General features: G+C 54.4%; 8 protein-coding genes and 1 pseudogene. 4 read left to right on the plus strand and 5 right to left on the minus strand.

The features are described 5' to 3' along the window. The first annotated feature begins 301 nt into the window (after positions 1-301). Positions 302-3,181 (plus strand): DUF5704 domain-containing protein, encoded by a 2,880-nt coding sequence (locus tag ABIE48_RS03700; protein ID WP_354518319.1) that lies wholly within the window; start codon positions 302-304, stop codon positions 3,179-3,181. A gap of 81 nt (positions 3,182-3,262) precedes the next feature. Here ABIE48_RS03700 and ABIE48_RS03705 read toward each other — a convergent pair whose 3' ends face one another. The 5 genes and pseudogenes from ABIE48_RS03705 to ABIE48_RS03725 all read right to left on the minus strand — a co-directional run bounded on the left by ABIE48_RS03705 (position 3,263) and on the right by ABIE48_RS03725 (position 9,280). After that, entirely contained in the window at positions 3,263-4,108 is an 846-nt protein-coding gene (locus ABIE48_RS03705) for a carbohydrate ABC transporter permease (protein ID WP_397344938.1), read from the minus strand. Between the two features lie 54 nt (positions 4,109-4,162). Beyond that, positions 4,163-5,044: a carbohydrate ABC transporter permease gene (locus tag ABIE48_RS03710; RefSeq protein WP_192716509.1), complete on the minus strand. Its 882-nt coding sequence runs from the start codon at positions 5,042-5,044 to the stop codon at positions 4,163-4,165. A gap of 205 nt (positions 5,045-5,249) precedes the next feature. Then, positions 5,250-6,588 (minus strand): annotated as a pseudogene (locus ABIE48_RS03715) (extracellular solute-binding protein). A 119-nt stretch (positions 6,589-6,707) separates the two neighbouring features. Next, positions 6,708-7,502: a response regulator transcription factor gene (locus ABIE48_RS03720; RefSeq protein ID WP_192716510.1), complete on the minus strand. Its 795-nt coding sequence runs from the start codon at positions 7,500-7,502 to the stop codon at positions 6,708-6,710. Positions 7,503-7,504: 2 nt separating this feature from the next. Next, complete coding sequence (locus ABIE48_RS03725; RefSeq protein ID WP_192716511.1) at positions 7,505-9,280, minus strand: sensor histidine kinase; 1,776 nt, start codon at positions 9,278-9,280, stop codon at positions 7,505-7,507. 255 nt (positions 9,281-9,535) lie between these two features. Here ABIE48_RS03725 and ABIE48_RS03730 point away from each other — a divergent pair, with 255 nt between their 5' ends. From ABIE48_RS03730 to ABIE48_RS03740, 3 genes are read left to right on the plus strand one after another with little or no spacing between them, the layout of a single operon-like run. Further along, the gene (locus ABIE48_RS03730) at positions 9,536-11,098 is read left to right on the plus strand and encodes a response regulator (RefSeq protein ID WP_192716512.1); all 1,563 of its coding nucleotides are present in this window, start codon (positions 9,536-9,538) and stop codon (positions 11,096-11,098) included. Positions 11,099-11,102: 4 nt separating this feature from the next. Continuing rightward, positions 11,103-12,905: a sensor histidine kinase gene (locus ABIE48_RS03735; protein WP_192716641.1), complete on the plus strand. Its 1,803-nt coding sequence runs from the start codon at positions 11,103-11,105 to the stop codon at positions 12,903-12,905. 26 nt (positions 12,906-12,931) lie between these two features. Next, positions 12,932-14,476, plus strand: a complete 1,545-nt coding sequence (locus ABIE48_RS03740) for a response regulator transcription factor (protein ID WP_192716513.1) — start codon at positions 12,932-12,934, stop codon at positions 14,474-14,476. Positions 14,477-14,505 lie beyond the last annotated feature (29 nt).

The raw sequence follows: 14,505 nt of genomic DNA on the forward strand, positions 1-14,505 counted from the left end.
TCAAATGGATGATGGATCCTTTCAAGCAGATATCGAACAGGAAAATTTACATTATACTGCTAGAAATATAGGAGACAACGAAAATAACCCTTATCCAGAGAAAACTGAGACAGCTACAAAGATTAACACTTTGGAATACCAGCCTGGTAATTTTCTTGATCAAGATAACATCAGCGTTCCTGCACTAGCAGTTGAAAACGTAAAACTACTAAAGGACCAAACAACATTTGGAGACCCTATTTACTTCACTCCAGGAAAAACTCAACCAAATTTTGTTATCTTGCCGGATAATATAAGCATTTTGTTTTATACAATTACTGGAGGAGCTAATTTTACTACTCGTAAAGAACTCGACATCAAACACAGACCCAACGGCTTCCCTAAATACCTGGTCGAGTACGACATCAACCTTAACCTCACCTGGGAAGGCACCGCCAAAGAAATCAAGGAAATGCGGGTGACTCCCGCGAGTGCATCGATGAAACCTGGGGAGAAGAAGAACTTTAAAGCCGAGGTGCGCACGAAGCCTTTCAGCGTGAAGGGCGATACGAGCTTCGGCGATTTCGTTGACGTGACCACACGAACCGAAACGGTGTGGAGCTCCGACAAAAGCGCGGTGGCGACGGTGGACAGCAGCGGGAACGTCACCGCCGTAGGCAAAGGCACGGCCAAAATCACGGCCGTATGGAAAAGCGGTCTATACTACCTGTACGGCACAGCCACCGTGACTGTCGGCGATGGGGGTGGGGATGGACCGCCGCCGGTCGATCCTCCGGATCCCGGGGTAAGCTGCACGACCCCAGCGCCGGGTCAATCGATGACCGGCAAATACATGGACCCCGTCGCGACAGCCAAAATCAAAGCTGATGCCCGCGGGAGCGAGCGGTTTGACGTGCTACAGGGCATTCCGACTTCCGAGAGCTTATACGGCAATGTGCTCGCCCGGAATCACCTGTACCAGGACAAGTTCGTACAGATGACCGGGACGTGCACATATACGGTTAACGTAACCAAGGAGTACACGCTGAAGTGGGATCCGGGCAAGGAAGTGCCGAACGCCGACGGCAAAGGAACGCATATCGAGCCGGATCCGCAGAGCGAGACCGAAAGCAAAACGTATACCTACCAAATTGAGCGGCGGTATGCTTTCTGGAAAATCGATAACCTGGAGGTCTACCAAATCCGCGAAGCGATTCTCGACAATTACGCCCTGCCGGGCGGCCGGATTGCGATCCAGCCGAGTGGGTACAGTCCACCGTATTATGCCGCTGCGACGACTGGAAATTACGATCCGCCTGCCCCGCCCGGAGAGCTTACGGCTGCCGGACAGACACTGACCGGGGGCAAGTCCAAGCCGTCGGTGCCGAATGACGAAGGCGCCCTAAAAGGGGAAGCGGAGAAAGCCGTCGGCAAAATCCAGGTGACGAATGACTCGCTGGTCTTTAACGGGCAGACGATGATGAATAACCAGAAGGTTGAGGAATCGGGCCCGACACCGTCGCAGATTCCCGAGCCGCCCCAGATTGGCGATAACGTGCTGTACAGCCCGGGAAATCTGATCGATCGCAGCAAAACCAATAAAAAGGATACGCCGAGCGCGGGTAAAATCGAATATGACCTGATGCCGGGAAATATAAACGGAGGGCAGAACCAGGAGTTTCCGATCTACGGCATCAACACCGTGACGGTCCATACGCCTGTGGTCAACGATTCCTCCGTGTCGGACGATGCGGCGCACAACCAGAAAACGAATCCGGACGCCGGCCGGTCCGCTCTAATTCTGGAACGCCCGTTCACGGTCCGGATTCCGACGAGCGGGCAGCATGTCAGCTATCCAGGTTACGGCAACCGGGATTACGCCAAGTATTTCCGCACCAAGCAGGTCAAGTTCCCTTTTGACGTCTATGATGGGAACCGGACCACCTTTATTCCGAAAAATACATGGGTGGACATTCCGGTCGGCCAGCTGGACACGACCTTTTATTTGCCGGTATGGGTGGACGAAGGTCCATACCAGATCGCGTTTCGCAATATTGCCGAAAATGCCCCGGCCGACTATACGCAGCAAAATGACGCCAATACGAGCCTGGTGCATCATGCCGCATACGATGAGGTGGCGGTTGATGTCATTGGAAGGCTGTACGATTTTCACGTGACCGATATTGCCGACTACAATTGGGAGAACGTGTTCCGGTCCCAGAAGGGCAGCGCGATCCAGACGGGCGTCTCCTATTGGGTTGGTCAGAGAGGGATCGATGGCGATCCGCGTGGCAATGCAGCCGTCTTTACGCTGCCGATCCGTCCGGGAAGCAGCCCGCTGCAGGGTTTCAAGAACGTGTCCGTCAAGACCGGTTACCATTTCAAGTTTGATTTTAAAACGAAAGGGAATATGTTCGGCCCGTTGGACGGCATCCGCATCACGCCAACCTTCTATTATGTCAGAAAAGACGGGAAGGCCGTCAACGGCCACGGGGATACGCGGATTCCGGTGGATCTGTACTACAGCACCAGCTCGAAGCATTTTGTGAAAATCGGCTCGTCCGCGGATCAGGTCCAGCGTTACGTCATCTTAAATGACCGGCTCCGGAACGTGCCCGCGCAGGAGCTGCGGGATACGGCAGGCTACAAGTTTAATCATGGCGGTGCAGCCGGGGGGCTGAATCGGAACGAATACATCAGCAGCTATTTGAACAAGTATACGAAGCAAAAGACGCCGGTCGGAGGCTACAGCCTGCTGATTCTGCCTGAGCAGCTGCGGACGTTTCTCAGCCTGAAGGATCCCGTACCCGAATCGGTGGACCGCGAACGGGCGGACGTATCGATCCAGAAATGGTACGGCGAGTACAGCCTGCCGGCCGATCCCTATGTGGTCGAAGCGGGGACGAATGTAGCGGAATACGGGCGCACGCACGGCGGGCTGGACGACAAGTCCCCGATTTTTCTGAAGAACGGCTACATCGTCGTGAACTTCAATATCGAGTCCATTCAGGAGGGCGACTTGAAAAATCCGCATTTGCAGTACATTTACGCCCCGCTGTTGAATCAGTGGCAGATGGAGGGCTTTAACCGGAACATCCAGGATGCCTACGGGAACCGGTTTGCGCTAAAAGACGGCGACGTCATCTTTTACCAGACCGATCAATCCAGCAGGGATGACTTCAGCAGCCAGGTGCCGCATTAACGGGAAATCAGTAAAAAAGGACTGCCCTTAGGTCAGTTTGTGACCTTTGGGGACAGCCCTTTTTTTTGTGCGCGAAATGTATCAGCCTTTGACCGACCCGGCGGCAATGCCCTCCACGATCCGGTTGCTGAGCACCAGGAAGATGACGAGAATAGGCAGGATGCTGATCATCAGCGTCGCCCCGATGGCGCCCCAGTCGGTCGTGTACTGTCCGACGAAGTTCTGGACGCCGACCGTCAAGGTCTTCAGGTTGTCCGAGCTGATGAAGGTGTTGACGAAAATAAACTCGTTCCAGTTATAAATCATGTTGATGATCGCAGCCGTGGCAATAACGGAGAACGTCATCGGCATCACGATGCGAAAGAACATGCGGTTCACGGAGCAGCCGTCCATAATGGCGGCCTCTTCCACTTCCCGCGGCAGCGCGTAATAGAAGCCGAGCAGGATCATGATCGTGATCGGCAGGTTAAAGGCGGTGTAGGACAGGATGATGCTGAGCTGGTTGTCCGTCAGCCCCACTTTTTGAAACAGGATGAACAAGGGAATCAGGGTCGAATGCACCGGGATCATCATGCCCACCATGAACAGGCCGAGGACGAGCGAGCTGAGCTTCCAGCGCATCCGGGTGATCGCAAAGGTTACGAAGCTGGCGAGCAGAATCGTCAGCACGACGGCAATGACGGTGATCAGGACGCTGTTTATAAAATAACGGCCGATATTTCCCTGCTGCCATACGTTTTCATAGTTCTCCCATTTGGGATGGCTGGGGAGGGCGAAAGGAGGAAGATTGAATACCTCCTGGTTATTCTTCAAGGAAAACAAAAGCAGCCATACCAGCGGCAAAATTTGCAGGACCGCTCCCGCAATCAGCACGACATAGAGCAGGCCGGAGCCGATTCTGGCGCCAACAGGCCGGGAAGACCGCATCACGGGAACGGATACGGCCGGACTTGCGGTTCTCATTATAAGCACCTCCTCTTATCAGGAATATTGAATCGTGTCTTTGGAGGCGGTTGCCTTGCGGATCGCCCAGGTGGCGACCATGCAGATGATCAGCAGGAAGAAGCCGATCGCACTGCCGTAGCCGAAATCGAATCCGCGGAACGCCTTTTGATACATATAGGACGCCATCACTTCGCTGGCCCCGTTCGGCCCGCCGTCTGTCATGACGTAGATCAAATCGAAATATTTCAACGACCCGACGACGGCCAGCACAATCGTGACTTTGACGACCTCGGAAACGAGCGGCAGCTTGATTCGGAGGGCAATTTGCCACGGATTGGCTCCGTCGATCCGGGCTGCTTCAATGAGCGATGCCGGAATGTTTTTCAGGGCGGCGTAGTAGATCAGGATGTAGAAACCGGCGTACTGCCATAGAATCGGAATGAACAGTGCGTACAGCACGAGCATCGGATCTGACAGCCACGCTGGGGGATCCTCCACGCCCAGCGACACGAGAAACGTATTGAGGATGCCGTTTGTCGGATGGTAGATTTTCAGCCACAGCTGGGCAATGGCTACCGAAGAGAGCAGCATCGGAATCAAGTAGATTTTCCGGAGGAGTCCCGCCCCCTTGATGTTCCCGGCCAGGATCAGTGCAACGATCATATAAACGGCCAGGCTCACCGTCGATAGTACCGCGAATAATAATGAATGGTACACGCTGTTCCAGAATGCGCTGTCCTTCATCAGGCTGGAGTAGTTCTCCATCCCGATAAAACTCATGCTGCTGACGCCATCCCATTTCATCAGGCCGTAGTATCCGGTAAGAACGATGGGAATATAAATGATGGCCATAATCAGAAGCAGGGACGGCAGCACGTATAGGGCGATGATCTTTTTGTTCGACATCACTTTGTCCATAACTAGGAAGCCTCCTTACGATGCTAGTCGGAGAAGAAAAACGTCTATCGACGTAAATTCACAGAAGACAGACCGCCATTAGAGGAAGTTTTTCTTACGATATAAGGAAGCCCGAGTCTTCGAAACTTATACTTTCTTATATCTTAGAGAAAAGGACGCCCCGTCGGAGCTCGCCGGGTCGTCCTTTCATCCCCTACCATGACGGTTACTTGCCGGTCTTTAACGCCTCTTCCTGCTTTTTGGCGAATTCCTCCGGTGTGATGGCATTGCCGAGCAGTGCCTGGATCAGGTTGTAATGTTCTTCTGCGGCACCCGGTTTCATTTGTACGTCCAGATAGAGAATGACTTTGCTGGCGTTATTCAGTTCGTTCAAGACGTCAATGAACATTTGCGGCAGCTTGACACTGGAGGTGTCGACCTTTGTTCCCGGGATAATGCCAGCGTCAACCACGGACAACTCACCCCATCTTTTGACGAAGTAGTTGACGAACTTCTTGGCATCCTCTTTGACCTTGGAGTTTTCGGAGACGAACATACCGACGCCGACGCCGCCGACCCAGTCGTTAATGTTCCCCTTGCCGCCTTCGATCGTCGGGAATTTGAAGAAGCCGATCTTGTCCTTGAATTCCTGCGGGATATCCGGATTGGTCGTATAGTTAGGCACTTCCCACGTTCCCATAGCGTACATGGCCGCTTTCTCGTTCATGAATTCGGATTTGGCCTCGTCGTTGGACAGCCCGTTAAAGCCTTTTACAAAGGCATTGCTCTTCACCAAATCCTGGGCTTCCTTTGCGGCCTGGATCAGGCTCGGATCGCTGAATGTGCTGCTGGCTACCGCCTGATCCTGCACGTCCGGACCACCGAGCCGGTCAGCCAGGTACATGTACCAGAAGGAGCCGGTCCAGGCGTCTTTCGATCCAAGAGCGATCGGGGTGACTTTGTTGTCGTTCAGCGTTTTGATGATATTTTTGAATTCTTCATAGGTTTTCGGCGGCTGCAGATTGTATTTGGCAAAAATCTCTTTGTTGTAATAAACAGGCACGATGTTCAGCTCGACAGGCAGCGCGTATGTTTTACCGTCCACGGCGTAGGCTTCGGTCGTTCCCCGCTACAAATTTGTCTTTCAGGTCGCCTTGAAGCAGGTCGTCCAGCGGAGCGAACATGTTGCCTTTAACGTACGGCTCCAAAAATCCGGCAGCCCATGTAAAGCCGACGTCCGGCAGGCTGTTGGAGGCGGAGAGGACCTTCAGTTTATTTTTATACTGCTCGTTCTCAAGCACTTCCGTTTCGATTTTGACGTTCGGGTTGGCCTGCTCGTATTCGCTGATGATTTGCTTCGCCAGCTTGTTCTGGGCGGAATTGCTGCCGTCCGGCCACAAGTGCATCATTTTGATCGTGACTTTATCACCGGAACCACCGGATGAACTCCCGCCGCCGGCGGCCGTCTTGCCGTCGTCCGAACTGTTTTTACTTCCGCCGCAGGCCGACAGCACGAGTGTCAATGCCAGCAGCAGCATGGATGCGGATAACCATTTCTTTTTCATAAATGCCCGTTTCCCCCTTCGTATCATCGCGAGAGATGTATGCGCTTTCCCTCTGAAGCCAAGTGTAGCATCCCGTATTAGGAGGACATAAGGGCACAGCGTTTGGGTATAGTTCCACTTTATTTGGGTGCTGCCTGACCGCCTTTGCGGTAGGCGCCAGGGCTTGCGCCTTCGTAGTCCTTGAAGACCTTGTTAAAATACTTGGTTGTCTGATAGCCGACGCGTTCGGCGATTTCCGAGACCGGCAGCTTTGTCTGCAGGAGAAGCTCCTTGGCCTTCTGGATTCGGAGCCGGGTGACGTATTCGATAAAGGTCATTTCCATCTGCTCCTTAAAAAGGACGCTGAAATAGCTGGGGTTTAAATGGACGTGATCGGCCACTTCCCGCAGACCGAAGCCTTGATCCAAATGCTGCGACACGTATTGAAGCGCTTCTTGGACCGGCTCTGCCAGCGTATTCATGTCCCCGGTGGCGTCAAGGAGCTTGCTGTCGACCATGCGCTGGATTTTGCTCATCCGCGAGCGTTCCTCCTGAACCTGGAGCGCCTTCTCTACAGCATCGAACAGCTTGTCCTTGCGGATCGGCTTGAGCAAATAATTGACGACGCCCAGCTGGATCGCCTGCTGCGCATACTCGAATTCGGCGTAGCCGGAAATCAGAATAATGGCCGGCTGGGAGGCCGGTGATCCGGATTCCAGCTGCTGCACCAGATTCAGTCCGCTGATCTCCGGCATGCGGATATCGGTAATAAGCAGATCGACCGCCTCGCGCTCCAGCAGGTCCAGGGCGTCGCGGCCGTTGTCCGCCGAAATGACGCTGCATGCGCCGTTCCCCCAGGTTTCCAGCATGCGGGTCAATCCTTGTCTCGTTCGGGGTTCGTCATCTACGACTAAAATCGTTTTCGATTTAACCATCGTTACATCTCTCCTGTCTGGATCCCTGTCTGGATCGGAATGGTTAAGCTTACCCGGGTTCCCCGGTGGATCTGGCTGTCGATCGCCAGCCCGGATTCATCCGGCCGGTCCCCGCCGTAGTAGAGCTTGATCCGCTGCTGGACGTTAAAAATCCCCATGCCGGAGCCTTTGAAGGGCGGCGTCATTCCGGTCTGGAGCGCCGTGACGATCCGGCGGAGGCTGTCCTCGTCGATGCCTTTTCCGTCGTCGGTCACCGTGACGACCAGATGCATCTGATCCGCGGACAGGGAGACGCCGACCGACACCTTGCCGGGGCCGATCCGGCCCTCGATGCCGTGCAGGATGGCGTTCTCCACCAAGGGCTGGATCAGGAGCTTTGGCATCGGCACCGATGCCAAGGCCGGCGGCGACGAGATCGACCAGGACAGCCGGTCGCCGAGCCGCATTTTCATGATAAGCAGGTAGCGCTCGATATGCTCGAGTTCATCTTCGAGCCGGACCCACTCCTCCTTGCCCGGCCCGGTGATCGTATAGCGGAACAGATCGGCCATCGCCACGACATATTCGGCCAGCTCGTCTTCGTCTTTTTCCATGAGAGACCAGTACAGCGCTTCAAGCGTGTTAAACAGAAAATGTGGATGGATTTGGGCCTGCAGCGCTTTCAATTCCGTGCGGCTCTGCAAAATTTCCTTCTCGTAAACGAGCCCGATCAGCTCGTTCATATGCTCAACCATTTGGTTGTAGGAGTGATTCAGCTCGTTGATTTCAATGGTGGACGAAATTTGCACCGTCGGCTTGAGGCCGCTGAGCCGGGCGCTGCGCATCGTCTTGATCAGGCGGAAGACCGGCCGCGTGATCAGGGTCGACAGCAGGAAGGACAGCAGGATGAACAGGATGCTGCCGATGCCCGCGGAGACCAGGATCGCGGTGCGCAGTACCGAAATGCCGCTTGTGATCGCGCTGATTGGCGTCAGGATCAGCAGTGTCCATCCGGTCAAGGCGGACTGCTGCTTGACGAGCATGTACTTTTGTCCGTCGATGGCGACGACCGCGTCGTTCGTATCCACCAGGGACTTGATGCGCCAAGGCGTGACCTGGTCGTCGTTCACGGCGATGAGGCTGTAGTTCCGGTCGGCAAGCAGCATCGTTTCGCGGCCGCCATCCACGTTCAGCGCCTCATCGATTTGAAAAATCTCACGGTTCATCCGGATGAGGAGATACCCGCCCGGCCTGAACCATTGGTCCATCAGACTGACGCTGCGGATCGCCAGCACGGAATTCGGATCCAACGGATCGATCCCGATCCAGACGATGCGCCCCTTTTCCTCGCGCGCGTTATCGATCCACTTCTGGCTGATCCTGCTGTTCAGATGGCCTTCATCCAGCGGGAACAGCCTGCGTTTGCTGCCGCTGTACAGCTCGACCGAGTTGACGCCGTCGGCATAGGTCTGAACGATTTTGATGCTGTTCAGCAAGGACTGACGTTCCGAGAACGTCGCGTGCCTGCCTGCCGACTCGTTCAGCAGCACCTGCTGAACGTAGGTATTGGTGGCGACCTGAGTGGTCAGGGAATCGATTTGGTTCAGAACGGCCTCAAGCCTTCCGCTCGCCTGAATGGCCGTTTGTTGAATATGCTTCTCCGCGTTGTTTTTCAGCAGCCTGGAGACTGTATCGAAGTTCACGATCCCCACGACCGACAAAATAATGAGCATCACAAACAGAAAGCCGAAGAGCATCTGGTTCCGGAGCGTGTTGAACCGGTTCAGTTTCGTTCGCATCAGGGTCAACCTTTCTGAACGGAGAGTGGTATGGAAGAGGAATGACATAGTTGAAATGTAACCTAAGTCAGCGGTTTCTGTCATTATCCTTTTTCAGGCGGGTTTGGCGTAAAGATGCAGAAAGAGAACGGTTTCTTTTTTACGACTCTTTTGCTAAAATCAGGCTAACTTAGAAGGTAATAGAGGGAAACCTGCCATACACACCTTTGTGAATGCGCTTACAACGGGTGGGTCAATGAGTAAGGAGCGAGGATCATGTTGAACGTACTTTTGGTGGACGATGAGCCGTGGGTTCTTGAGGGCCTCCGGACGATGATCGACTGGAACAAATACGGTTTTCAGGTTTGCGGGGAGGCACAGAGCGGACCGGATGCGCTGCGGTTCATTCAGGAGCATCGTCCGGAGCTGGTGGTCACCGACATCAACATGCCGGTGCTGAGCGGCATCGAATTGATCGAGCAGTCGAATCAGCTGCTGGCCAAACCACCCAAATTCGTCGTACTGAGCGGCTATGACGACTTTTCGTACGCCCAGGCGGCGATGCGGCAGCGGGTGGCTGAATACCTGCTTAAACCGGTGGATGACGAGGAGATCGGCGAACTGCTTGTCAAGCTCAGCCGGAAGATCGGCGATGAAATTGAAGCAGAGCATTCTCAGGCGAAAAAGGAGCTGTTGGCCGTCAGCCATATGATGAACAGGCTGATACAGGGAGAGCACGGCGAAGCCATGGAGGAGCAGATCAAGCGCTCCCTGAAGCTGGAGGGCAATTCAGAGTTGCAATGCTTGCTGGTATGGATAGAAAACGTATTCGATCCCGCTGAGGTAAGTCCGCTGCTGACTCGAGGATTTGAGGGAGAAACCGGCTGTCTTTTTCAGGACGGATGCGGAAGAATGGGATTTGTCGTGCAGTCCGGCGCCGCAGTTTCGGGACGTCTGCAGGATGCCGCGATCCAGATTCACCGGGAGCTGACTGAACGGCTGGACGGGCCGGTCATTATCGCCGTCAGCGAGCCGAAACGCAGTCTGCGCTCGATCCGGGAGTTGTATGCCCAAACGGTGGAGGTGGTGGAGCGGAAGGGCTGTTTGGGGAAAAGCGGGGTGTTTTTCTATCAGGAGTGCATCCGTCCGGTAAACCGGGAGCTGCTCCTGCAAACATTCAAAACGCTTCTGGAAACGGTGAAGGAAGGGGATTCGGAAGGAATCACCGCTTGTGTCAAGGAATCCTTCGCATGGATTGCCGCGGGTCCTGTGGAGCTGGAATGGGTGAAGACTCATGTGGCGGATATGGAATGGTCCGTCTGCGGCCTGATCAAGGACCTGAACGGCGAGCCGGCCATTTTGATGAAGGCACAGGAAAGGCAGCTTGGCACGCTTGGCGAAATCAGGGATTACCGGGCACTTCAGGCCTATGTGGAGCGTTTTTGCCTTCAGGCGGGCGCCCTTCTGTCCGAGCTGAAGCAGAGCAGCGAGAGCAACACCATTTACCAGGTCGTGCAATACGTCGACCGCGAATTCCGCGGAAGGCTGCAACTGCAGGATTTGGCCCGGCATTTTCATATGAACGCGACTTATTTGGGCCAGCTGTTCAAGAAAACGACGGGGAAGCCGTTTAACGAATACCTGGGTGACAAGCGAATCGAAGAGGCGAAAAGGCTGCTCAAGCGCTCCCCGCTCAAAATCTCCGACGTGGCGCTCCAGGTGGGCTACCCGAACACGGACTATTTTATTAACAAATTCAAGCTGAAAACCGGCATGCTGCCTTCGGCCTACAAGCAGGATGCCGGAAATTCGCCGGATGGACCGATGGGGGAGCGATGAAATGATGTCCACGCGCAAATTCAAGCTCCGGAAGATCGTCAACGATATTCCGCTGAATTATAAATTTCTGCTCATCTTTATCGTCGGGGTGTTGCTCCCGGTGATCGTCATCAACCTGGTGGTGACGGACCGCCTGTCGGACCTGATCAAAGCGCGGGAGGAGCAGAACCTTGATATCTCGATTGAGCGGGCGAGGAAGGATATTCATGATTTCATCGACGGCGGAGTAGCGGTCAGCCATGCCTTAAGCAGCGATAAGACGCTGTATGAAATGCTCGACCGGAAATATGCGAGCCAGATCGATTTTTATGACGCCTTTGACGAGCAGCTGCGCAACCGGGTGACCAGCTACATTCCGGTGAACAACCAGATCGAGCGCATCAGCATTTTCACGGATAATCCGACGATCGTCGACGGAGGGAACTACCACGTCATCGATGACGAGGTCCGGGCGAGCGACTGGTATAAATTGTGGAAGGACTCGCAGAATCCGGTGTTCGTCGCAGCGTACCGGGCCAACCAAGCCAACAGCAGCGTGTTTACGGCTCCTTATTTGAGCGTGATCGAGCGGATGGATTATTTTGATAACTACGACCACTATCAGAAGCTGCTGCGAATCGACATCGACCTGAACAAAATTTATGACGTGATTATCCGGGAAAAAGATTACCTGGATCTTTACCTGGTCAATGAGCGGAACCAAATCATTATGTCGGTCCAGAGCGGATACCAGACCGGCACGACGGACGCGTACCCGGTGTTCAAACTGTCTGCTGAGGACAAGGAACAGGACGTTCATTCGGTCAATATCGGCACCGCCAAATACGTCAAGGGATGGCGGCTGATCGGGATCACCAAGGGTGTGCGCATCACCAAGGCGATGAACGAAATGAGATTGTATGTTGGTATCGTCGCAGCGGGGATTACCCTGTTCACGACGGGCTTTATTTTCATTATGCTGAGATCCTACAATTACCGCGTGAAGCGGCTGGCACGGCATATGCAGAAGGTGACGAATGAGAAGTTCGACCTGATCCAGATCGACGAGGGGCGCGATGAAATCGGCGGACTCATCCGCAATTTCAACAAGATGACCGGCCGGATCAAGTTCCTGATCAACAACGTCTACAAGCTGGAAATCCAGCAGAAAAACCTGGAGATGGAGCGGGTGCGGGCCGAACTGAACTTTTTGCAGAGCCAGATGAATCCCCATTTTCTGTTCAATACGCTGAATGCGATCCTCGTCGTCTGTACGAAAAACCACTACACGGACGTAACCGACATCGTCAAAAGCCTGTCCAAGCTGCTGCGGCGGCTCCTCAGCTGGAAGGAAGACATCGTGACGCTGGAGGAAGAAATTATGTTTATCGACATGTATCTCAAAATCGAGAAGTTCCGGTTCCGTGACAAATTCGAATACCGCTTCGATATCGATCCGGACGCGCTGCAGTACAAAATCCCGAAAATGAGCATTCAGCCGCTCGTGGAAAATGCCTGCAAACACGGGCTTCAGGCGATCGACGGACAGGGAATCGTTACGGTAAGCGCGTACGTTACCGACGAGCGTCTGCGCATCGTTATTGCGGACAATGGCAAAGGCATGGAGCTGGAGCGGCTCAAGGAAATTAAAAAGGCGGTACAAACCGAAGACGAGTCCGGCGCCAATATCGGCATCCGCAACGTGTACCGGAGACTTGAGCTGTACTATCACGATCAGGTGCGCTTTGATATCGTAAGCAGCCCGCAGCAGGGCACGACCGTATTTTTTGAAATTCCGATCAAGTTTCTAAGCGGTATGGCAGGCTGATCGATCCGTAATACAGGAGGGGAACCATGACATTTAAAGTGTTGTTGATCGATGACGAACCCGCTGCCCTGGAGGGGCTGGAGCTGTGGATCGACTGGGATGAGCTGGGCTTTGAGGTGTGCGGCCGCGCAAGCAACGGAAAGGAAGGGCTGCATTTCATTCGGGAGCTGGCGCCGGACCTGGTCATCACCGACGTCCGGATGCCGCTGATGGACGGGTTGGAAATGATCGAGGCGTGGAGCCGGGAGGGGACAGCGCCGGTTAAATTCGCCATTGTCAGTGGATATGGCGAATTTAAATACGCCCAGAAGGCGCTGAGATACGGCGTCAATGCGTACCTGCTCAAACCGGTCATTCCGGAGGAGGCGGCTGAGCAGATCCGGGACATCCGGCGGGAGCTCGTGCGGGAGCGGGAGGAACAGAGCCTGACGAAGATCGCTTCTTACGAAGAAGCGGTTTCGATGATTAAAGTTCTGCTGAACGGCAGCCCGGACGCCTTGGACGGCAGGGAGAAAGAGGTCACCCGTCTGTCGGATGCCATGCCGGCATGGAACATGTGCCTGGTGCAGGCGGCGCCGGATGCTCTTTCCCGGCTGCGGGCGAAGGCTGCCGCAATGGCAGGGGCGGGCGAATACATATATCTGGTCGATCTGGAGCCGAGCAGCTTCGGGATCGTGTACGGTTGGAACTCGGCAGAGGATAACGATAAGGCAGCTTACGCGATGGCGGAGGAGCTGCTGACGGAAATCGCGGACGGACAACGGGTGTTTATGGCTTTAGGGCAGGCGGAGAACAGCCTGCTTCGGATCAGCCGTTGCTGCAAGGCGGCGAAGAAGGCCATACAATATGCCTTTTACCTTGATCATGCCCCAGGCTTGATCCTTTACGAGCAGGTGGAGCATCTCCAGTTTGAGGATCATTTCGAGCGGTTTGATCTGTTTGAAGAAATGTTCCAGGCCGTATCGCTTCTGGACAAGCCGTCTTTGCGAAAGGCGGTACAGTTAGCGGATTCCAGCCTGCGGGAGTCCATGCCGAATCCGGACTTCGTCAAAAAAATCGCCATCCATGTCATGTATCAAATCATGAGCCATATGCGCGAAGCAGCCGGACCGGCAGCGGAGCCCTGGATCGAAAAGTACGACATTCCCCGGATATCCGGCACTGTGATGACGCTTGGCGACGTGATGGGCGATCTGCTGTCCTGCGCCGAGGGCTGCATTGACTTTTTTATGCGGGAACAGCAGCGGCAGTCCCAGGGCATTGCCCAGGAAATTATCGACTACGTCCGCGAGCACTACCGGGAGCCGCTGACGATCCGCAAGCTGGCTGAGGTCTTCTACCTGCATCCCGTTTATCTCGGCCAGCTGCTGCTGAAGAAGAACGGCATCGGCTTTAACGAAATGCTGCATAACCTGCGGATTGAAGAGGCTGTACGCCTGCTGGAAAACAGCAGTTTGAAGAACAGCGAAATTGCGGAGCGCGTCGGGTACGGCCATTACGGCCAATTCCTCAAGCAGTTCGAAGCGAGGCATGCGATGTCCCCCAATGAATACAAAAAAAGGATGTTCTAAAGTTTTGAAGGTGACTCCTTTAATTCCGA

This window comes from Paenibacillus sp. OAE614 (genome assembly GCF_040546645.1).
GTDB classification, from domain to species: domain Bacteria; phylum Bacillota; class Bacilli; order Paenibacillales; family Paenibacillaceae; genus Paenibacillus_AQ; species Paenibacillus_AQ favisporus.